This is a genomic window from Bacillus cereus group sp. BfR-BA-01347 (assembly GCF_022663835.1).
GTDB classification, from domain to species: domain Bacteria; phylum Bacillota; class Bacilli; order Bacillales; family Bacillaceae_G; genus Bacillus_A; species Bacillus_A thuringiensis_K.
Genome location: NZ_JAKUGG010000015.1, coordinates 75996 through 98275 on the forward strand (window position 1 = coordinate 75996; position 22280 = coordinate 98275).

The following is a 22280-nucleotide window of genomic DNA, read 5'->3' on the forward strand; positions in this document are numbered from 1 at the left end:
TTTGAAAAACATAAAACAATCAACAGACCTTGAGTACACATCAATTGAAGTAACTACTAAATTACTTAAAGCAGTACAGGACTTTCAAACTATATTTGATTCATACTTTAATGCCCTGATGGAATATTTAAATGCAGGAATAGTAAGTAACGCAAATCCAAATACGATCCACGAATACGAATTAGGTCATCCTACCCTATTTAATTTAGCTAATCAACTTCAATTTGCTTATTTACAATTACCTAAAAATCTCCAAAACAGATTATTAGATTTAGAATTTGATGTATTTTTACATTGTAATAATATAGTTGACTTTTATTCTTTTAGGAGCTTCTTGTTAAAAAAACAACGCTTTAACAAAACAAGTACAATTGCAGTAAGAGTAGATGCAGAAATTCAATTAGCTGAAATGCTTATTAAGAATGATTCTTGGAGTAAATTATCGAGATTACCCAAAAGAAATTTCAATTTTTATCAAGAAGAGGAAAATCAACCTAAACTAATGGAAGAATTAAAATTCGATTTAAAAATTCCAGAAACAAATAATATCCAAAGTGAACGAGAAGAGGTTAAAATTTCTGAGGTTAATGAAAATGTAATCATTGCAAGCCCTAGTATTAAAAATAACATTTTTAATACTATCACCGAAAAACTAAAATTTGGCGAAACCATATTGGGATTGAGTAATAGTTATGTTGAGAAAGCAACAAGTATATGGAAACATATAGTTGGATAATAAATTTTTAATTTACTAAGCTCCCGCTCTAAAATTATTTCTTTTCTTTTAGCTATTATGTGGGCAGAAAATTAATAACTTTAAAGAATTTGGAGCCAATCTAAAAAAAGGGCTCCAAATTCTTATTTTCATCACCTTTTTTAATAATTGGATTAAGACGATACTGTTTAATATATGATATAATTCCACCTGACTTTCCCCAGACGTTTTAGAATAAAATAAAATTTCTAATTCATCAAATGCACCTTTGTTTAATGGGTAAAATCAATAAATAATACACTAAACATAGACTAATTGTAAAATAATTAAATAATCATATACTAATATATACGAGTGTAAAGAAATAAAAGAACTACTTCAATCACTTCCTAAAGAGAAGCAGATTGAGGTTCTTGAGAATCAAGCTTACTTTGAAGCTGTGGCAAAGATGATTGAACAAAACAATTTAATTCTTTTAGAACAGATGAAAGCTCTACAGCTAATTCAGAAATAACAAACTTATGATTAATTAATTCTACATACGCTTCCATAAATAATGTATCTTTATTTATACCGTCAGCCTCTGTTTTTACAGGGGCTTTTGTTATGCGTTGATTCATATTTTGAATTTGAATCGTTTCTTTCACATGTATGAATAGATCCTCTAACAAACCTGGTGTAAACGCTAATTCTTGTTTTTCAATTTCCTCTGTGACAGTACTTATAAATTCCCATAGTACTTTTGCACCTAGTAGTTCTGCTAATCGTTTTTCACGCATTTCAAATGTTTTCATGTTCATATTTAAACACTTCCCTTATCTAATATTTTCTTAAAAATAATTAATAAATTATTTTGTTTTAGGAAAACAATATAGAAATGAAATTCTCACCCTAATAAGTACACGTATCGTGACATTACTCTTCAAAAAAAAGAGTCCAATCAAAATTTAGTACCTTAGCTATATTCTTTGCAACAGGAACACTTGGATTTCTTTCACTACTTTCAATCATTGCATACATACTTCTAGATATTCTTGCCTTATATGCAACATAATCTTGTGTTTTCTCTTTATTTTTACGTTTTTCCAATAACCAAAACCTCATTATTCCCCCTCTTTCTTTGTCACAAAATGTGTAACTAATGATTATATTACATAATTGTAAGTATGAAATCAATGTTTTTTACACATTTCGTGTACTTTGTTAAATGTTACAAATTGTGACGTTATAATTGTTATAGAAAACACCTAAAAGGAGGTAGCATATGTTTGGCACTAGACTACACACTCTTCGAAAAGAACGCAAACTGCGTCAAGAAGACATGGCAAATCAACTAGGGATTGCTCGAACTACATATGCAATGTATGAACAAGGAAATCGAGAACCTGATTATAATACATTGATACAATTAGCGACTTTCTTTGAAGTATCAATTGATTACCTCCTCGGTACAACTGAAATGAGACAAGTTACAGACATACAAGATCCTGAGCTTTATCAATGGTTTGAAGATATAATAAATGCGACTCCTCAAAAGCGTGAGGAATTAAAGAAGTTTTGGGAGTTTATAATACAAAGAGAAGACTAGATTATTTAAACGACCTTCACCTTGGCAGGGTAGCGGTCGTGAGCTCGAGCCTCTCCGGGGTCATACTAAAAAAGAATCACAAACCACCGTTATATGTGGAATTGTGATTCTTTTTTCTCTTAAAATTATCTATCTAGATACCTACTGGTCACACTTCAATATAAAATAATACCTTACTCATAACAAAGTATTCTCATCGTTAGTAAATTATCCAATTTAACATTTTAATTAGTATTCAGAGAATCTTGCAATATAACCATTCTTATGCATTCTAAAAATGAATCTTCCTGCTTAGGTCCATTTAAAAATTCCATTCTCGATTTCCTAACCCAACTCGCTCTGTTAGAATCATTAATAGTATCTACTGGTACTGGGAATGTCTCTTCTAATACATGAGCACATTTCCTCTGCCTAATACCAAATCTAAACCAAGATAGAGCTCCAAGCGAATTGCATCCATTACGAATTGCCAGTGGTAGCGCCTGTAAACTTTCAGGAATTTCTTCATTTTGAAATACGCCCAATTCATTTAAAGCTAAAAAACAACCAGCATCTATTGCTATCGGCTCAATAACTTCTTTAATAAACTTGAAAACCGTAGGTATAGGGTTGGAACCACTACTACGATTTTGACTAGTAATTTCCTTTGCCAATAACAACTCAGCAATTTTTTTATATTCTGCACCTTCCATATATAAACATACTAGTTTTTTTAACTCTTCCCATAATTCCTCCCACTCAGCAGTTATTTCAAAAGTATCCTCCAATAAAATTTGCTTTGTTGTCACATAGTCTCTTATTTTTGTTAGAACTGTTTCTGTTTTAATAGTTTCATCAGGACTAAATTTTATTTTATTTGGATGCATATACGACATTACTTCAAAGAACACATTTAGCCAATCCATTATATTCAATGAAGAAACTTCATCACTTTTTACAAAACCTCGTTTTTCATATGCTTTCCACATCTCTAGAGAACGAAATAAATCTACACCTGCTTTCATTGTTGCTAAATTAAGCCACTCCGGTGTTTCTGAATTATCTAGAAAATCTTCTTTTATTTTTATTATTCGTCCACGTGCAATTTCTAAGGATTCCTCAGTTACAGCTTCTTTCTTTTGAAATACTCCAAAAGTTTTCCCTAGCGTACCGCTTATACTATTTTGGTCATCTAATTCTGCTAGAAGTGAGGTTAATATAAGATCCTCATTAGAAGCATATCCTACATCATATTCACTACTAAGGATATAGTCGATAAATCCCTCAATTGGACTATGCACTTCGAGAGAAGCATCTGGTTCTTTCATAAGATCAAATCCTCGTAAAGTATAGAAGCTTTTACGATCTAACTTTACCGCCAGTGGATCATCTGGAACTAGTACAGCTATTCCTTGATTTGAAAAACCCGGACGCCCTGCCCTACCAAAAGCATTTAATATCATTGACTTCGCCCTATCATTATTAACACCCTGTATATTATCGGTCTCTCGTGGATCCCCCATTTTCATTCCAGCAATAACGACAGCTACTGCCGGTAAATTTAAGCCTTGAGCTAATGTACCTGTCGCAAACATAAGCCTTGCTTGTCCATTACTAAACATATATTCCGATGCAGCTTGTTCCACTTGCAACATCGCACTACTATGTACAGCAATCCCTCGACTTAAATAATCCCATAGTACTGTGTCCAAACCTAATTCTTTATTAGCTATAGTTAAAAAACATTTTACTAATTCAGGTAGCTCCTCAAGATTTCCAACGGCCCCTTCTATCGAACCTTGTACTTTTCCAGCACTACTAAAGGCATGATGTTTACTAGAAAGGATAAAATTAATTACAGGTAGTTCACTGTTTGCTATTTTCTCTGCTAATATACGAGAAGCCGTATTTTTCCAACTTTCAATATCTGGCAGTTTTTCATTCTTGGATACCTTTATTTTAAATGAAGCCGGAATCTGACTTACTTTATAATCATTATCTCCATCTAACGTCCACGGACCCGATAAGCCTGAAATTAACAACATATCATTTTCGAAATACAAGTTCTTCCTATTACCAGTTAACTTATTAGCTCTCTTTTGACACTCTGGATATTTTTCTAATAAATCATTACGGTCAAGTGCAAGCATACTCCTCATTGTTCTTGTCGGTCGCCACCTTATTGGTTCACAAACAGCATTTGAATCATGGACATGTTTTAACCAATCACAAAGTTCTTCACCATTACTAATCATTGCAGACATTAGAAGAAACTTAATATCTTTTGCTAACTCGATTAGGCGGGTTAACAATATATCTGCATTAGTTCCTCTTTTTTGGTCATTAATCAAATGACACTCATCAAAAATACAAAGCGTACAATTTTCAAATTTTTCAGGGTATAATCTTAGAGCAAGAGCGCACTTCTCAGGAGTCATTACTGCTACAAACTTCTCTTCAAAGCCAATTTCCTCTTCACTAAGTGTCGTGTATTCTTCTCCTCCAACAAATGAGCGTATTGTTATATCATTAAATTCTATTAATGCCTCTTTCAAGTCTCTACGTATTTGATGAACTAGAGCATTTGTTGGAGCTAGATACAGCACCCATCCCCTAGCCAACGCTTGTACCATAGCCATTTCAGCAACAAAACTTTTCCCACTTCCCGTTGGCATCGTAACAACACAATCTTTAGATGGGCCAGGTAAGCATTGCTTAACATACGAAATTGCTGAAGGCCAAAGAAAAGGTCTACCTCTCTTATGGCTAGTTCCTTTTGCCCTACTTATAAGATATCTCTGGAACTCTTCTCTATACCTTTCATTCGCACCATTAGGGAACGGCGTTGCATATAGTAATGATCTGAAACGGGTCTTCTGAATAGCAACAGCTAGAATCGAACTGAAATGATAAACATCTGAATATTCTGTATTACGTCTATCGTGTTCAACTGATGATGCCTTTCTTATTTTTTCTAATATCTGCATACATTGAAATAATCCATTTTGATCTGTGCCTTTTAACCATGAAATATAATAATTAACTGATTCTATAAGTTTGATATAGAAAGTAATCCTAATCTTCTCCATTAATTCATCATACTTCTCAGAGAATTCTATTTTGGGTGCAGTTATAGGAAATACGAGACCCTTGTCCAATTCACCATTAATAAATGTTCTAAGAATTTGTAGAAGTAATGTAGAGCTCTGGCCAATATCCAAATACGTTAAACCTCTAATATCAATTTTATCTTGAAATTTTAGCACTTCAAGTGTTGATTTCGCATTAATGTCAAAACCGCCTATCATGTATAAAAGGGCAGACTCTAAAGCAATATAATTTTTATAATGTTTAAAGTGATCTCTTAATTCTTCCTCTTCTTTATCATCTAAAAGACTTAACAGGCTATTTAACAAAGATAGTGCTTCTGCTGCTACAAACGCACAGGCAGATTCGACTTCTTCTGAAACTTCTAGTCCGTTAATTTTATCAAACACAGCTATACTTTCCATTGTATCTGCTAATTTCCTTAGCATATCTCGAACTTCTAGCAAATCCTGATGTAGCAGTTCTTCTTTAACACCCAATTTCAGCTGAGTAATAAACAAATACCCCTTTGTTAAAGCCCTTCTGTAAGAAGCTGAATCAAACTCATCTAAATCAGGAACTTTACTGAGCAATTCTTGAGCATATTTATCATACATTTTAAAGCCCCCTTACAAATTTACGCATCTCTTCTGAGACTTCATTAAAAAAACGCTCGAAATCGTTAACAATATTTGGCATTATAATTATATTATCTTTTGTTAGTTCCAAACTGGTAAATGCATCGCGGTTTTTAGACCAATCTATTTCTACTGAACTATCATAATGAGGATTGGGTATATAAGTACGTATCTGTCGCCAAAATGTACCCACTATGTATCTCTGTTTCTCACGAGGCAAAACACTACGAATATTACTAACATCTTGTCTAATCCTAGTCGTATGCTCCTCACCATCGATTTCTTGAAAGAATTTTAATGCCTTTCTAATCGCCCTATTAGGATCATCCTTATATGCTTTAGATTCTATTAATGATATTCCTATTTGTTCTTCACTTTCATAAATAACTAAACCATCAAGCCCATGATCCTTTGCTTTAACATGTACAGGGCCAATGGCAATAATATTTCCATTTGGGTGCAATTCCGTTCTTTCCTTAGCTATAAACATACAAAGGTGCCAAATCGCTTCAGCCAACCATGGATTTCTTTCATCACGTATTTTGATATCTGTTAAGCTATTTTCGTTTTCCCCTACTAATTCATATACGCTGTTCAATATATCTAGCTTTCCCTCAGGAGTGTCATCAAACAATACAGAACAGATATTTAAAGCAACATCTAATGCACTTGCCCGTAAACCTACTAAATAATGCCCGATAGAACGCAAGGTATTTTCGTTATCATTCCATCCACTCACTACCAATGTTCTATGAGTCGAAGAGTCATACTCTTCTAAAGTAACATGACTCTTAAGATACTCTACCGCTTCTTCAACAGCAATATCTATTTTTTGATTAAGAGACCTACTATTTTCATTATCTGCAATTTCCATACCGGATATCATCCTCTCTATAGCTAAAATAGCTTTATGACAAAGAACACACGAAATTTCACTAAAATTCACAATAATCATTATACCATTAACTATTATTATCGTATGCCTATCAAAATACAATTTAAACCATAAACCGACTCATTTCGAAATTCAGAAAGAAGAAGTTCATTTAACTACCGCGCTTTGCTTGCTACCCTCTACAAAATAATTTAGGACGTTGTCCTAAATCATTTCGTAAAGGATACAATTCAGATATTTATTTCACGGCTTTTGTTTCGAACGATAAATTCTATTATATTAAAATTACATTTTTTGTTTTAATACTCGCTTATCATTTTTGTTTTTTTAATTCACTCTCTTTCCAACCATTAAACTCATAATAAAAAAGTTCAGGATCATATGCCCTAAGATCATACATAGATGTTGCATCTAAACGTTTATATAAATCTAAATGAAACCCAGCATATTTCTTCTTAACAGGATATAAAGGATATCCCATAATAAAAGCAAATTCTGCCCAATCAATTAAATTATTTTTATTACTACAACACACTTTTACATCTTTACATCTTCACATCTATAAACACTCTCACACTTCGTACAATAGCAATAAGACATCAATAATCTCCTTCAAATGTTTTTTGTTTAATCGTCACTTCATTCTTAAATAAACTCTTGAAAATTCGGATTAGATTCCCATTTTTGATCACTTACTAAGTCTATGAAATAGCTTATTACTTCCATATTATTTTTATTGCGTATAAATCCAATAGGATCATTATCCTTCAACAATTCAGCAATTGAATTAAGTAAAAGAAAAGTAATTTTAATTGAAGATAAAGCTGTACTCCTAGCCTTCAAAAAGGAAATAAGGCCAATAATTATTAATGATATAAATTCACATTTTTTAGGGAAAATTACATCTGTAGCATACGCTATTGATTAATTATCAACAATAAAAAATGCTCACTTCGCATGTGAGCATTTTTTATCATGGAATAAATAGCCAAAGTATATGCTATAATCTTTATAATTAATACTACTTTTAATTTAACAAGAGGTGAAAAAATGGTACAGTCAATAATCCAATCAGAACTTCGCGAACAAGCTGGATCAAATAGCTTTAATAGATTTGATTATCAAGCTCATTGGACTCTTTACCATATGATTGAGGAATATAAAAAAAATATACCTTTTTATGTTTTTTGTGAATTTCATGATGATATGACTAAAACGGAACTTTCTGAACACCCTTCATGTGCAGAGTTTTTCCAAGTAAAAACAACAGAAAGTTTTAAAGAATGGACATTGAAAAGACTATTCAGGACATACAAAAAACCAAATGGAGATTTTAAGCACTCGTTTTTAGGTTTCTTATTCTATAATTTTTTAAAATTCAAAGATGAATGTACTAGATGTCATTTTGTTTCTAATATAGATATGGATGAAGATGTAAGAAAATGGCAGTCCGTTATTGAAGATAAGAAGCTACTAAAAAAGAAAGAACCTAAATTATACAATGAGATAAAAGCATTTCTAAAAATAGAGTATCCTAGCCTAAAAGAACCTGAATTTACGTCAGTTTTTGATACATTCATTCAAAATACTTTCTTATATTACGGTGGACTTCCTTTAGAAAATTATGAAAAAAGTGTTGCAGGTGCCTTCTTCATTATGCTTGATAATGAAGATATTTTAACCTCAACAGGAAATAGGATTTTTAAAGATATATTAGAGGACGTAAGGAAAAAAAGTAAGAAAAAAATTAAAACACCTATTAGTTATAAATCTCTTAAAAAAGAAAAAGGAATTTCTTCAGAATCATTCTCTAGAATAAAAGATCAAGTTGCTACATTCTCAAAAAGTGAACAAGTATATCAAGATATAAAAATCAATTTTGAATCTCGCTTAGGCAAAATGAAAATGAAAATGTTAATTAGATTATTAGAAAAACATAAACGAAAAGTATTAGATAGTTCGAATGTTTTGTATTTGGAATCTTCCGAAGATATCCTAGAAGCTATTGATGATATCCTATTAGATCACTACGATAAACTAGATGATTTAGATTTTGTTACAAAAAACATATTAAATGAGGTATTAGAAAAAAGTAATACTTTAATTGATGACGGAATTGGCATTAATAAAGTGTTAGTGGAGGCATTATTCTATGAAAGAATCGTTTCGTAAACAAAGAAAAATTAATCAATATAAAATACTGATTAGAAAACTTAGATTACAAAAAGAAGGTGTCCAAAATGAACAGATTAACTCTAAAAAAACTAATAGTAATTAGTGAAAGTGAAAAGAAATCTAGAGAAATCGAATTTAAAGAAGGCCTTAACATTATTATTGGAAAAAATAAAACTGGAAAATCGTCTCTTATTAAAAGTATTTTTTTCACTTTTGGATGTGAGGTTAAATTTGAGGATGAGTGGAAAAAATTAATCGATAAATACCTACTATATTTCCAATATGGAAATGAGTATTTTTGTATATTAAGAATAAATAAATCATATAAAATCTTTAAAACAAATCAAGAGTTTACTAGTTATCAACTAATGATTGAAACTGATTCTTTCCATGACTATAGTAAAGAATTAATGAAACTATTAGGTATATCCATGGATTGTTTAACAAAGAGTGGAAACCCAATAACAATAACTCCTCCTTTATTATTTAGATTTCAATATATCGATCAGGACAAAGGCTGGGAGAAAATTGGTCAAAGCTTCACAAATATGCAATATATTAAAGACTGGGATAGCAATACAAATAAATATGTTGTAGGATTCCTTAATGAAGAATTTTATAAAACAAAAAGAGACAGAGATATTATTAAAACAGACATCGTAAACTATGATATAAAAATAAATCATTTTGAGGAATTTATAAAAAATCTATCAGCATCAATAAACAAATCAAATACTGAAGATACTTTTGATAAAGACGATAATAATAGATACTCTAACAATAAAGAGCTAAACCAAAGTCTTGTGAACAAAATGGACTCCATTGAGAAAGAAATCTTAGAACTAGTAGAAAAACTCTCTAAAATAAAAAATAAACGCTATGAAAAAACCTTAGAGCTCAATTTTATAAAAGAAAATGTAAAAGAGCTAGAGGCAGATCACACATTTGCTATTCACGAAGATCCTAATTTAAAATGTCCGTTTTGTGGCTCTGTGCATGAAAACTCTTTAGAGAATAGAATTGAAATCGTTAAAGATATACAGACAGGTAGTGAATTAGTAGCACTCTTCCGATCGGAGATAAAAGAACTAGATTCAAAAATACATAAACTAAGTACAAGAAAAAAACAGTTAACACTAAACTATAAATCTCTTAAAAAGAATGTTGAACAAGTAAAAGAAAATGTATCTATTATCAAATCTTACCAAGATCAAGGAAAAATCGAAATGATTGATTCGAGTATAAAACAAAAAGAAAAAATTATTTCAGCAAGAGATACTAAAAACAGTCAAAAATTAATATTTGATGACCAATTAAATCAACTGAAATCTCCACAAAGAAGAAACTTGATCTCCCAAGCATTAAAATCTTATTGTATGACTGTTTACGATATCTTAAATATCCCTTCTTCTTTCATAAAACTAAGAGATTTCGTACAAACTTTACAAAAAACTGGAAGTGATAATCCAAGAATGATTTATGCATATCATATTTCTCTCTACTTATATAATTTAAATAGGGAACACAGTCCATTTAACTTTTTAGTAATTGATACCCCTAATCAACAAGGTCAAGATGAAGAAAACTTAAAAAGTATCGATTCCGCATTAAGTTTATTAACATCAAAAAATGGCCAAGTAATAATTGGGACAGAAAGAGAAACCGGACATGAAGAAAACGCTAGTAAAGTGACCTATTTAATTGAAGAAAGAAGATGTCTTACTAGCATAAATTATAAAGAACATATCAACCTTTTACATTCACTTTTATAATTGATTATTTTTGGTCACATATTGGTCACACACTGTAGTAAACATAAGGGATTTTATGATTACAAAACAGTTAGGTTATAAAAGGATATTCCTTGCACTATCTTGACAGGAGGGAGGCCGCTGGTTCGAGGCCAGTCGGGATCATACGAGAAACCCCTTGATAGTCAAGGGGTTTTCTTTATGTAGCAGATCTTTATCTTTTTTTAAAAGGTAAATTCTTTGATTTAAAACACTTTCTTATGTATATATTTCCCATCCCTATTTGCATTAGTGTTCATTCCAAAAAGAGACCATAGAGACTCGGCAACACTAATTTATCAATATCTATTTTACCTATGATTTAGTGAGAACTTTCTATTAATAGTCGAAATACTTTTATATATAAAATCCTGTAAATCTTTTCTGATATTAAATTCCCCTCTTACCATTTTATATTCACTCCGATTCTTAACTTCAAATTCTACATAGATTTAGGCTGTAATGTAATTAAAATCAATGTATTAAAAGAATAACATTTAACTCAAGTATTAAGTTTAATTTACTTACACCCATAAACCATATTTATCACAAACAGTTGGCACGCTTAATATAATCTATAACATTTGATATCTGATCTTTCAAATCATACATTTTATAGTCGTCCATTTCCCATGCATCAACTAACGCCTTAGCAATCATATTTTTCTTTTTAGAATAACCATCAGCTATTTTTTCCTTTTCTCTATCTGCCAGTAACTCACCACCTGAAAGAATATATTTTTTTGCAAAAAATTCATCAAAAGAATCATACTGCCCAAATGGTTCTCCCACTTCTTCATTAATAAAAGTTAAATCTTTTTTCACTTTTTCTGGACCTACTTTAACAAATTTTCTTAAAAATTGATCTTGCTGTAACACACTCATAAATAATTCATGTGTAACGTAATTCTCAATTTCACGACCTTTAGTAACCCAAACATACACATAATCTGAAAGGGATTTCTCATGCCCTATTTTCTGTTTAGCGAGTTCCTCAATACGTTCCAATAAATTTTGAACACGTTTCTTATATACACTCTCTTCTTGGCTCTTATCTGAGTCACAAACTACAATTGCGTATCTACTTGTCTTTAAAATATCAATGTATTCATTCTCAGCTAAAATATCAAATGATGTTAAATTTGCTCCTCCATACATAAGGAAACTATAATGTCTTCCTTCTATGAACTCCATACCTTCTGGTGTATGATCTTTTATCCATTTATTAATATAAATACGATCACTTGGCCCTTCCACCCAGATTACCATATTACTTTGTAATAATTGTGAAGCCTTAATGCCTAATTGGTCTAGAACTTCATACTTCTGAACAACTTCTGAACAAGGATATAAGATAGATGCTTGATTTTCTTTTCTAATCACTCGATGAACAGTCCAATCATCATCAACCTGATCAATAAGAACAGATGAATGTGTTGTAATAAAAAATCGATGATTTTTAAAATTTTCTTTAATAATTTTTACTAATTGAACCACTGCCTCAGGGTGAAGATTTCCTTCAGGTTCCTCAATAAATACATTCAAAGTGCGTTCCTTATTTAAGTATAAAAAAGACAGTAACATAACTAACTGAGATACACCTGTTCCTAATTGAGAAAGATAAGCTGATATGACTTGATCTCCTCTTTTAATATAAAACCTCAATTTATCCTTAACAGGATCCAATTTTATATATGGCTCTGCTAGAATTTTACTTAACCATTCTTCTAAATTTTCCTTAAAAACAGGCCATTTTCGATCTTCTTCATTTCGAATTCTTATAATCTCTTCCACAATCTCACTACCATCAAAATCACTTTCTTTATCTGAAGGTGAGGTACGATTATGGTGCCTAATGGCATCTACAAAAAACAAACTATCTAAAAATGCGTCCCAATACTGATATGTATCATAGAAAAATTCCATATCTTCCGTCGGATTTACATGAGTACCTGTCTCTTTTTTAAATAGCTTAGGTTTGTTTTGAAACTCTTCTAATAATGTTCTCCCTTCATACTGTATGGAGAGACATGAACTACTGTCATTCGTTCTATGTGTTGCACATAGGTTGATTAATCCCTCTTGAAGATGCAATTTAGGACTTTTTTCCTGCCATGAAGAAGCAATATCCTCTAATATAACATTACTTGTTACATCACAAGAACTCTCCGCCCAGGTATTTTCTATTTGGAAAGCCTCTTGAATATTATTATATAATCCGTATTCTATTTTTGGTGCCTTTGCAACTTCTTTAGCTTTTTTACCAATTTCTCTCAAATAGAATAAATACTTAAAAATATTTGATTTCCCCGAATTGTTAGGCCCGATAATAATATTGATATGCTTTAAATTCTTTAAAGAGACACTCTCTTCATCAGAATAAGATCTCCAACCTTTTAATTCAATTTGATTAATCTTCATTATTTTCTACTCCTACTAACTGTCTTTTCTCACGCACATTCCACGCTTCAGTAATTGTTTTTACACTATAACCCGGAGGAGGGCCTTGAGTCCAAGATTTATGAAATTGGACATCGTTACTCTTTGGTCTTGGTGCAGGCTCATCAAAGCGTACTTTACCAGGTAGCATCATCGCATCTCCAGTAACTAATGCTTCCCCATCTCTAAGTGTAGATAAAACATTAGCTTGTTCTCCTAAACTATCTGGTAAAAGACGCTTAATTTTATTTTGGTCTAAGTCATTTGTTAATCTTAGTGTAATAAACGTACCACATTGAGAAAGCACAGTAGAAGAAACATTTGAAGGTCTTTGAGTAACAACTATTAAACTTAAACCATACTTTCTTCCTTCTTTTGCTACTTTCTCTACCCTTTCAAGGCATAAAGAATATGTCGAAGAACTATCCTCAGGTATGTACGTATGTGCTTCTTCTAAAACAAGCGCTATCGGTAGATTCTCTGGATCCATATCCCAATATTTATAATCAAAAAACAACCTTGTTAGAATACCTACACAGACCGTCCTTACCTCAGCAGGAAGACCACTTAAATCTAGTATAGATATATATGTAGGAATTCCCGTATTCAAACCAAGCAAGGATATAAAGTATTCCTCTAAAGTTAAAATATTCCCAGGATTTTCTTTTAAAAACTCAAATCGACTGTCACCATGTTTACTTTGAATCTTTAATAACATCTTATCAAATGTGTCTTTTTTACTAGCAGTTTGAGCGTCTTTCTTGCTTTCTATTCTTGTAATTAGCTCATCCATATTAAAATATATAGGGCTATCAGCAGACACCCTTTGTCGAAGCTCTTCATCCTCTACTGAATTACGCTTTAATTCTTCAATTATATCTTTTAGATACATTTTTTGTGTTCCACCGGCATCTGGATAATAAATAGAAATAAATTCATCCAGGTCTAAAAACCAGTACGGTAATTTAAAATCATTCCAAGGAACACAATTCGATTTAGGCCTCCACTCACCTTCAAAAGCATTAGGATACTCATTATGAATATCAAAAAACACTACCCTTGGGTGAGGATAATCTCTTAAAATAGATTGAGCAATTTGAGCTACTGTACTACTCTTCCCACTACCCGTAGTACCTACAATAGCTACATGCCTACCTAAAAACTTATCTAAATCTAAATATACATCTCCCGCACCGCGCATCGATCTTCTTCCAACTCTAAAATACTTTTTCGGCGTTGTGGGATCTTGAGAAACTTTCAAAATGCCTAGAAGATAATTCATTTGTTCTCCAGTCATCAAGTATGCCTCACTACTTACATAAGGAAGCTGATCAATCCCTCTGGTAAATTTATTTTCATTCAGACTACCAACAATAGCTAGCTCAACCATCTGATTTTGTTGAGTATCCCCATTTCTTCTTTCAACTTCTTCTATATGTACCCTAGTTACAATGCAAATGGTATCTCCATGATAAACACTTCCACAATTCACAAATGATCCTACCTCAACATGTATAAGTGTTTCCCCCAGTTGTTTCTTTAAAGCATCTGCCTTTACTATAACTTTGCTACCATCAACTCCTTGAACAACCCCAAACTTTAAATCATCGTCTCTGAAATCCAATTCAATTCCCCCATCCAGTGTATGTTTTTAATATTATTATAAATTAAATTACTATATTATGGACAATGGAAATTAAAATAATATCGAATCATAATCACTAAAAATTATGTTTCTTTGTATATACAACTTGACCATGCGGTGGAACTATCTTCATATGTTTCATAAAATAAAATTAATATGATCTATTTTACTTGTAAATCAAAAAAGACACCGCATATTTGCAGTGCCTTTCTAATTAATGCTAATTTTTACGAGATGCTAATAGCTCCTTCATGAGTTCTCGCTGTACTACCATGTACAGCGTCAAGTAATGAGAACTATCTTTTCCAAGTGAATTTGGATTAGAACTATTTGATTTTAATTTTTCAGATGTAAGTTTTACCAATTGGTCAAGTAATATATTTTTATAAGTAAATGGATTAGCTATCCACATATATTTCTTAGTAGCAGAATCCTCTTCAAGAAGAGCTCTAAATGATGCTAAAATGGGTAAAATCAACGCTTCTGGCAACTTATAAGGAAGGTGCTTTGGCTCTTCCGAATATCTTACACGTTGTTTATAACCTTCTTTACTCTTAGCAAAAGTGAGATTCCCGTAGTTTCCTCCAACTTTGTTGTACACTGCAATAAAGTCTGCTTCTATTTCTGCGTGTAATTGAAAAATTTGCTTTGCTATATCTCTCATTTTGAAATATGAGTTATCTTCTTTATTAGAGGAAGTATCATCATACTCATCAAGGTAATACTTCAAAGGGGTTTGCTTTGAAGCATATGATACTGTCGGATGGTTGTCATCACCATAACGAGTTAGGTTAAACAGATTTAAAACAGCTAAAATCTGTCCGACCGAAATATCCTTTGATTTGTCCCACTTATCTTCAAATTGCTTAAATGATACACGATCTAGAAACTTTTCACCATCTAAAGCTTCTTTAACTATATTAAATTTATTTTCAAGTTCAGCAATTGTAAAATCCTGAACTGCAATATTTGTATTTCTCGCCTTAGCAACCAAAGGTAATGTAGTTTCATTTAAGTTTGTAATAAATTCAACTTTTACAAACTTTATTTTCATTAACGGATTATTTTGATGGTTAATAATTGTACGGAAAGTATGACCACCGTCTATGTCTCCGTGAATAGTTAAATCATCTAATGCGATCTCAACGATACCAGTTTTATTGTTATAATTTACAGATTCAACCGAAATTGCCATTCCCTTATTTAGAATATGGAAATTGAAATCCTTGTCATCTGTCAAGGAAGATTCAATCTGTCTTTGACTTTTACTTCCCATATGTTGGTCACGAGGATTGGTCTCCTCTAAAGGTATGTCTTTTGGTAACTCAGAAGCAGGAATAAAACACTCATAAGTTTCAATTTCGTCTAATCCAAGATTTTTAATCATTTTTTTGTAATGAGCGGGTAGTGAAGCCCAGTATGGATGATTGTCTTGGAAATAAGGATTTTCGAGCCTTCTAAAGCTTAGAGCCGGTACTTTAAACAACATAATATACATCTCCTATTCTTTGAAATAAGGTTTAGCTATACAAGAGAATATCTACATGTAAGCATATTTGAATTATAGGATTTTGATTAGTTTTTGTCAAAACAAAGCCCTTCCACGTTTAGAAGGGTCTTCTTATCAAATGAATGAATTATTATGAAGGAAATTGTAAGCAAACCTATAAAGGAAATGTTAACGAAAACAGATAAAGTGAAGCAAAGCGGCTACATTTATTATAACATGAATCCCCATCAATTATTTACGTAAACCTAATATATCAATAGTTAACTTAGACAAAGGCTTGTTCAACAAATCTTTTTCATTTCCCATAACTCCAAATAAAAAAAGATTAAATTCTTCCTCCGATAGTCTAGTGTTTAATAATTGTTCAGTCATTTCTTTATAAGCAGAGGAATATGCTTTTCTTTTGTACAAGAGTTCTTGTACAAAATCTTTATGAGATTGATATACTTCTTCTAATCTAAACATCTCTATATGCCCTTGAAGTTCATCATTATTTGCATGAGCATTATCTACTTCCAACACTAAATCAAAATCACTATTGTTTCCAATTAAAGAATTAATATTAGATATAGAGGTTGGTTTAACTTTAAAGGTAACTCGATCTTCAAAACCCATTTCATATAAATATAAAATTTTAAGCTTTTTAGCTCTTTTAAACCTGCTATTACATATAGAACATGCAGGAATAAAATTAAATAATGATAATGAATAGAGCTGGAATGCAACTTTCGGATAGAAATGATCAAGATCACTTGTTGAACGGAGTTTTTCACCATTCTTATTATAGGTAGTTATGTATTGTCTATTGCAATATGGACAAACTCTAATTTCTAATCCGCATAACAAATTATGTCTTATATCCTCTGTCATAAAACTATAATCTATAAATTCTTTAATTGCTTTGTGGAATTGTTCCAGTTTTTTTGTAATATGATTAGTTAATTTTTTATATTTTATCCAGTTTTTTTTATACTCTGAATACCCCGAGTCAAGAATATCTAACTCAATCCATGGATTTTTTAAATTTTGAACTTTCTCTTCTCTTAACTGTGGTAGCCCCCCTTTTTTAATTCCTTTTTGCTTTGCATGCCATCTTAAAAAATTATCATCATAAAAAGCTAATGCAGCTGTTTTAAAATAATAATCTAATTGAGGATATACTCTTTTTGCTCTTTGAGAAAAAGGATCAATTAAAATTATTTTTACAAACTCTATATCTAACTCTCCTTTATTATTTTCAAAAAAATTTACAACAGGCTCATTTGTAAAAGGGTTCATAACATTTTTTTCTTTTAAAATATTATACTTTTGTTGAATTATCGGCATTATTTGTGAAATATATATTTGTGATAATTCAACAAGTTTCTGCGGATTAATTTTAATCATTTTTACTCCCCTTTAGTCGTAATAACTCTTCTTCTAGCTCTCTAATACGTGCGTTTTTTTCATCATCCGACATTATCTCTCTTATCCTTTGCTTAAGAATTGCATTTAATTTATTATGAATAAGGTCATCATCAATTATATTTATTAATGACTGAAGTTTTTTTATGTTTTCTCCATCATACTTGTTCATTTCATTTAATTTCATTAAAATTCTATTAATCTCATTTGTTGCAAATTCACCTATTGATGAATTTAAAAAGAAGTCATCTTTTATAATGTCATACAAATTACTTCCAAATCCAAAATTCGCCTTTTCAGTAATACGTGAGTAAATTCCATCTTCTTCAACTAGTTTTATACATGTAATATTATTTTTAGGAACATCAGAAACAATAAATGGAGAATGTGTACTAATAATAATCTGATATTTGACATGATGATTTTTATTTATTTGATTCAAAAATGTAGTTAAGTAATAAATATATTTTCTCGCCCATTCTGGATGGAAATTTTCTTCAGGTTCATCTAAACATATAATTACATTTCCAACAATTGCATCATCAAATGCTGTTATTGCTTTATATAGAGAGGAGAAATGAATAATAAAAGTCATTTCTCCTTTACTCATATTCTCATAATAAACATTAATAACATTTTGCAAATCATTTTTTCTTTCTTCTCCTCCAGATGCATAAAAATCATACACTGTCAATATCCGCTCCACTTCCTCATCTAAATCACCACTAATTGGGATTTCTATTTGGTTTGGGGAGATAAAATATTCATTCCGCATGCGTTGTATATAACCAATAAAATCAATTAATGCTTTTGCATAGTATGTTTTTTCATTACCGTGGTACTTTTCTGAAATAGCATCACATACCAGATTTAATACTAAAAATAAGTACTCTAATAACTTTTCAAATGATTGCTTCTCTGGTAAACCATTAAATTCTATTGAATCTATTAATTCTTTTAAAACAATAGCCTTATGCCGATTTTTCCTATCCACATCAATTTGATTAATCCAACTTTTTACAATAAAACTTTCTAATAAAGTTATAATAAATTTTTCTTTTGTACTAAAAGAATAATATGCCGATTTATAATCTGAAGCCAAAGGCCTATTTTCAGTTATTTGAGGAGTTAAGGGTGTTTCTCCTTGATAGAGTAAATTGAAATTTTTCATTTCCCTTTTAGAAATACCTGTTTCTATATAAAAATCTTCTTTATCTAATATGCAAACTACATTTTGAGCGGTAAATCGCTCTTTCTCCATCATTTCATATTCTTTAGTTAAAAAATGATATATATTACTAGTGCTTGCCGGTGGAATTCTAATTCTGTGAAACCCCATATAATCATCACTGCTTCTACTACGTTTTTTATTTTTAACCCTAAATTCTTCCTTAAAACTACCACCATACATAATTAATAAAGTCTTATCAAAAGAGACTTCATTATTTTTTTGCAAGTTGCGTTTCTCTATTGTAATTGAGTGTTTACAATGTAATTTTTTCTCATCAAAATCATAGCTACAAACAAAGGAGTATTCATACTTAATTTCTTGATTATCATTAAATAGTAAATTAGGCTCTGCTCCTTCTACAATAAATTTATTTTTTTCTACATGATATATTGCAAACCATTCAGAAAAACATTCTGCACGAGGATCATGCACCCCTTTTCTATATCTATTGAATAGTAGCCTACGATTTATATTAGTCTCTGCAATTAAATCTAATACTGTCGATTTACCTGCTCCATTTTTCCCCACAATTAAATCAATGGAATTGATTCTTTCCCCCCACAATTCAAAGCTTTTGGGTTCGTTTTTTTCTATAAGTAACTCCTTTGTTTTCGAATCATAACTTACTATAAATTCATCTGTAAAATTAAAATCTAAATTATTAAGTGAACGATTTATATCTTTTATATATAAATAAACAAGTTTTGCATTCATGTAATTCTTTCCTCTCGATTTACTAATAAAAAACAATGCACTAATATAAAGAATAAAAATTTTATATATGCTCTTTTTTATATTAAATCATTTGACAATCAAATAAACAGTTTTACTTCTTCCTTTGAACTTTGTTTTAATTACAATTTTCCGAGTATAAGTATTGAAAGGAGTATCTCATTTTTTGAGAATACCCCTATTGCCATGTCTTAATCATTAAAACAGAGCACCTCTTGCTCTTACTAAATATATACAGCGACTCATTAACTATATATATTAATAAATCATTATATTTTAATATAAAACATTAATAAACAATTCAATTACTTAGATACTTTTTTGATTGAAATACTACTTTTTCTTGTAAATTTCACATAGCTTAGAATACAATATTAATTGTACATTAACAAAATCGTTATAATAAGTTTTATCACTATCTTTTAATGCAAAATGTTTGTTAATACTATACTGAAAAATTTCAATATAAATTTTAAAAAGCAGTATTAAATAATAAAGCCCTTCTTTAGATTTTTTACTAGAACGTTCTAAGATTTTAAGCTCTTTATCTTCTAAAAACAAATATTTAGCAATCGTTTTCGGAGCAAGATGAGCTTCTTTCGATAGGTCATCATATAATTTACCATATTTTTCATTATTTTTTTCTTTTAAATATTTAGTATTACTGGATGTTTTATTTTTTATTATATTTTCTTCAGATTTTTCACCAATAACAAAACATGCCCAACATAACTGCTCATAAATAAGTCTATAAACAGTGATAACTTCTACAAAATAACCGTACCTTATTAAACTAACAGCACTGTTGAAACTTTGCTTTAACCTAATTAATGATGAAAAAAATAAAGTTTCGCCTTGTGTAATACTTTCAGGTTTATTACTCACCAACTTTTGATATAATTCCTTCATAATGCATGTAGTTAGCTCTACAGATCTAGTAATTGCAATAATTATATTGTCATGATTAGATATATTTTTTCATCTGAGTAATTATCAATATTTAAATCGGCTACAATTTCTTCAAAGTCTGTTTCCGGTTTTATATTCTTGAATATTGCAGCTGCCATATATCGTCTTAATTCTGGTGAAGCATTAATCGGTAATCCATAAAGAATACCTTCTAATAAATAAGGTTCAATATCAGCAATAGTCTCTCTACCACTGTATTTCCCCTTAATTAAATCATCTAGAAAATCGCTTTTCATTTCACTATTCCTCACTTATTCATTCTAAAATAACCTCATTACGCTATATATATTTATAATATAATTTTTAAATTAAAATTCCTTATTTATCGTCACTTGTGATACGAATCACCATGTTATATCAAACATTTTTTATAGTTATAGAGCTAATTTCAAAGGGTATTTCTCCAAAATTGTCTCTTTAAAGTAATGTAGGTCCTATTCCAAAAAGATGTGATTTTATATACTCTATATCGCTTTGAAAATTATTATCTTCAATAATCTGGTTTATATAGTCATTTTTTATTTTGCTACCATCAGCAGCTCTTTGAAGCTCTTTGTTATCAATAAAAGCCTTTTGAAAATATTTTTTAATACATTCTTCAATATCTGTATGCAAAATATCACGACATTGAGCAATTCCTTCAAGTTCCGCTATAGCCTTTTTTCTTATTTCATCTCGAAAATCTTTTAGCTCAGCCGTCATATTCATATCATATCTTTCTTTAATTTCAAATAACGATAAGAAATTCTCAATTTTTTTGTTCATTAAACTCGAATTGTCTTCATTCATCTTGACCTCAATTTTAAATTGATCTAAATTACTATCGTCTACCTGAAATGTAAAGTGATTTGCAACTTCATCATAATAAGGATGAGCTATGGGGGTCTTAATATTCTCCCCTTTAATATTCTCATTACACCCTTTACATGAAACAATTAAGTTATCTGGGAATATGGATAAAATCGGAAACTTAGATTTTGGTAAAAAATGATCCACAGATACTAAATCTCTATTAATCTTATTCATATCACAATATGGACAAACCTTATATAGCGACATACTAGCTCTAAAATCTGCAAGAGAGCTCGAAGTTTGAAAGAATTCTCTATTAAAAGTTTTATAATCCAATAAACCTTCGTAAAGAAATATGAAAACTTTTTTAATTTCTATATTTAACTCATTGGTCAACTCACTGTTTCCTTCCCACTTCCCATCAAGAATAGATTTATATCGTCTTACAAACGCTCCGTATTCTTTCCATAAATCCACAGGCGAACCCTTTAGTTTGTAAATGTTCCCCAGAAAATTCCCCCTATTGATGAAAGCATTAAAATTAGGATTTATTTGTATTAAACTTGCCGATAAATCTTCTTTACTAAAATCAATATTTTCTCTTATAGATTTTCTTAATGCCTTTAAAAGATTACACATAAAAGTATGACACGGTTTAAGATAATCTAAATTGTTTTCTACTTTAAACATA

17 protein-coding genes are annotated in these 22280 nt (G+C 30.5%); 4 read left to right on the plus strand and 13 right to left on the minus strand.

What is annotated here, in order from left to right; all coding sequences use genetic code 11:
• The first annotated feature begins 1 nt into the window (after position 1).
• Positions 2-736: a hypothetical protein gene (locus tag MR143_RS20920; RefSeq protein ID WP_242280936.1), complete on the plus strand. Its 735-nt coding sequence runs from the start codon at positions 2-4 to the stop codon at positions 734-736.
• Positions 737-1104: 368 nt separating this feature from the next.
• On the opposite strand, the gene MR143_RS20925 is transcribed toward MR143_RS20920, so the two are convergent.
• Together MR143_RS20925 and MR143_RS20930 are read right to left on the minus strand one after the other, a co-directional pair.
• A complete protein-coding gene (locus MR143_RS20925; RefSeq protein ID WP_086398216.1) occupies positions 1105-1515 on the minus strand; it encodes a hypothetical protein in 411 nt (136 codons plus the stop codon).
• A 115-nt stretch (positions 1516-1630) separates the two neighbouring features.
• Positions 1631-1819, minus strand: coding sequence for a helix-turn-helix transcriptional regulator (locus MR143_RS20930; RefSeq protein ID WP_098913928.1), 189 nt, complete (start codon positions 1817-1819; stop codon positions 1631-1633).
• Between the two features lie 160 nt (positions 1820-1979).
• Between MR143_RS20930 and MR143_RS20935 the strand changes: the two genes are divergently transcribed.
• Positions 1980-2303 (plus strand): helix-turn-helix domain-containing protein, encoded by a 324-nt coding sequence (locus tag MR143_RS20935; protein WP_086398214.1) that lies wholly within the window; start codon positions 1980-1982, stop codon positions 2301-2303.
• A 224-nt stretch (positions 2304-2527) separates the two neighbouring features.
• Here MR143_RS20935 and MR143_RS20940 read toward each other — a convergent pair whose 3' ends face one another.
• The 3 genes from MR143_RS20940 to MR143_RS20950 form a co-directional block, all read right to left on the minus strand.
• Positions 2528-5986: a DEAD/DEAH box helicase gene (locus tag MR143_RS20940; protein WP_086398213.1), complete on the minus strand. Its 3459-nt coding sequence runs from the start codon at positions 5984-5986 to the stop codon at positions 2528-2530.
• Position 5987: 1 nt separating this feature from the next.
• Positions 5988-6881, minus strand: coding sequence for a hypothetical protein (locus MR143_RS20945; RefSeq protein WP_086398212.1), 894 nt, complete (start codon positions 6879-6881; stop codon positions 5988-5990).
• Between the two features lie 334 nt (positions 6882-7215).
• Entirely contained in the window at positions 7216-7437 is a 222-nt protein-coding gene (locus MR143_RS20950; protein WP_086398276.1) for an aldehyde dehydrogenase, read from the minus strand.
• Between the two features lie 515 nt (positions 7438-7952).
• Between MR143_RS20950 and MR143_RS20955 the strand changes: the two genes are divergently transcribed.
• Complete coding sequence (locus MR143_RS20955) at positions 7953-9074, plus strand: dsDNA nuclease domain-containing protein (RefSeq protein WP_086398211.1); 1122 nt, start codon at positions 7953-7955, stop codon at positions 9072-9074.
• A gap of 68 nt (positions 9075-9142) precedes the next feature.
• A complete protein-coding gene (locus MR143_RS20960; protein WP_086398210.1) occupies positions 9143-10849 on the plus strand; it encodes a P-loop NTPase family protein in 1707 nt (568 codons plus the stop codon).
• A gap of 564 nt (positions 10850-11413) precedes the next feature.
• Here MR143_RS20960 and MR143_RS20965 read toward each other — a convergent pair.
• From MR143_RS20965 to MR143_RS21000, 8 genes are all read right to left on the minus strand, one after another.
• Entirely contained in the window at positions 11414-13288 is a 1875-nt protein-coding gene (locus MR143_RS20965) for an ATP-dependent nuclease (protein ID WP_086398209.1), read from the minus strand.
• A complete protein-coding gene (locus tag MR143_RS20970) occupies positions 13278-14930 on the minus strand; it encodes an ATP-binding protein (protein WP_086398208.1) in 1653 nt (550 codons plus the stop codon). The genes MR143_RS20965 and MR143_RS20970 overlap by 11 nt, the downstream gene beginning before the upstream one ends.
• A 241-nt stretch (positions 14931-15171) precedes the next feature.
• On the minus strand, positions 15172-16440 hold the full coding sequence (locus MR143_RS20975; protein WP_179192933.1) for an AIPR family protein: 1269 nt from the start codon (positions 16438-16440) through the stop codon (positions 15172-15174).
• A gap of 252 nt (positions 16441-16692) precedes the next feature.
• Positions 16693-17847 carry a hypothetical protein gene (locus MR143_RS20980; RefSeq protein ID WP_242280937.1) on the minus strand — a complete coding sequence of 385 codons (1155 nt, stop codon included), beginning with the start codon at positions 17845-17847 and terminating at the stop codon, positions 16693-16695.
• Complete coding sequence (locus MR143_RS20985; RefSeq protein ID WP_242280938.1) at positions 17840-19810, minus strand: AAA family ATPase; 1971 nt, start codon at positions 19808-19810, stop codon at positions 17840-17842. The genes MR143_RS20980 and MR143_RS20985 overlap by 8 nt, the downstream gene beginning before the upstream one ends.
• A gap of 351 nt (positions 19811-20161) precedes the next feature.
• Entirely contained in the window at positions 20162-20737 is a 576-nt protein-coding gene (locus tag MR143_RS20990) for a hypothetical protein (protein WP_242280939.1), read from the minus strand.
• 41 nt (positions 20738-20778) lie between these two features.
• Positions 20779-21033, minus strand: a complete 255-nt coding sequence (locus tag MR143_RS20995; protein WP_242280940.1) for a hypothetical protein — start codon at positions 21031-21033, stop codon at positions 20779-20781.
• A 181-nt stretch (positions 21034-21214) separates the two neighbouring features.
• Entirely contained in the window at positions 21215-22279 is a 1065-nt protein-coding gene (locus MR143_RS21000) for an HNH endonuclease (RefSeq protein ID WP_086398204.1), read from the minus strand.
• Position 22280 lies beyond the last annotated feature (1 nt).

Coding starts and splice junctions, on each gene's coding strand:
- MR143_RS20965 (WP_086398209.1), bottom strand. CDS start 13,288: ATGAAGATTAATCAAATTGAATTAAAAGGTTGGAGATCTTATTCTGAT.
- MR143_RS20980 (WP_242280937.1), bottom strand. CDS start 17,847: ATGATTAAAATTAATCCGCAGAAACTTGTTGAATTATCACAAATATAT.
- MR143_RS20960 (WP_086398210.1), top strand. CDS start 9,143: ATGAACAGATTAACTCTAAAAAAACTAATAGTAATTAGTGAAAGTGAA.
- MR143_RS20985 (WP_242280938.1), bottom strand. CDS start 19,810: ATGAATGCAAAACTTGTTTATTTATATATAAAAGATATAAATCGTTCA.
- MR143_RS20930 (WP_098913928.1), bottom strand. CDS start 1,819: ATGAGGTTTTGGTTATTGGAAAAACGTAAAAATAAAGAGAAAACACAA.
- MR143_RS20995 (WP_242280940.1), bottom strand. CDS start 21,033: ATGAAAAGCGATTTTCTAGATGATTTAATTAAGGGGAAATACAGTGGT.
- MR143_RS20945 (WP_086398212.1), bottom strand. CDS start 6,881: ATGGAAATTGCAGATAATGAAAATAGTAGGTCTCTTAATCAAAAAATA.
- MR143_RS20935 (WP_086398214.1), top strand. CDS start 1,980: ATGTTTGGCACTAGACTACACACTCTTCGAAAAGAACGCAAACTGCGT.
- MR143_RS21000 (WP_086398204.1), bottom strand. CDS start 22,279: ATGTTTAAAGTAGAAAACAATTTAGATTATCTTAAACCGTGTCATACT.
- MR143_RS20955 (WP_086398211.1), top strand. CDS start 7,953: ATGGTACAGTCAATAATCCAATCAGAACTTCGCGAACAAGCTGGATCA.
- MR143_RS20940 (WP_086398213.1), bottom strand. CDS start 5,986: ATGTATGATAAATATGCTCAAGAATTGCTCAGTAAAGTTCCTGATTTA.
- MR143_RS20990 (WP_242280939.1), bottom strand. CDS start 20,737: ATGAAGGAATTATATCAAAAGTTGGTGAGTAATAAACCTGAAAGTATT.
- MR143_RS20925 (WP_086398216.1), bottom strand. CDS start 1,515: ATGAACATGAAAACATTTGAAATGCGTGAAAAACGATTAGCAGAACTA.
- MR143_RS20975 (WP_179192933.1), bottom strand. CDS start 16,440: ATGTTGTTTAAAGTACCGGCTCTAAGCTTTAGAAGGCTCGAAAATCCT.